Annotated in this window: 1 pseudogene; it reads left to right on the top strand. The window is 63.6% G+C overall.

Annotation, left to right across the window (positions count from 1 at the left end):
- Nucleotides 1–313, top strand: a pseudogene (locus RVY79_RS18640) (tryptophan--tRNA ligase); the annotation flags it as partial.

Raw genomic sequence — 313 nt, 5'->3', positions numbered from 1 at the left:
ACGCAGAGCCATTCGAAGGGAGACCGCGAGCTCCTGTACGGTTACCTGGAAGGCGCCCGCAATATCATCCTGCACGAACCGCAGGTGCTGTTGACCGAGGCATCCCGCATGCCGGGCCTCGACGGCCAGAAGATGTCCAAGTCGTACGGCAACACGATCCGCATGCGTGAGGACAAGGAAACCGTCGAGAAAAAGGTTCGCACCATGCCGACCGACCCGGCCCGCGTGCGCCGCACTGACCCGGGCGATCCGGACAAGTGCCCGGTCTGGCAACTGCACCAGGTTTACTCCGACGCAGACACGAAGGCGTGGG

The organism is Chromohalobacter sp. HP20-39, from assembly GCF_033052815.1.
GTDB lineage: Bacteria > Pseudomonadota > Gammaproteobacteria > Pseudomonadales > Halomonadaceae > Chromohalobacter.
Note: the sequence above shows the minus strand (reverse complement) of the source record. Positions and strands in the feature narration are given on the sequence as shown.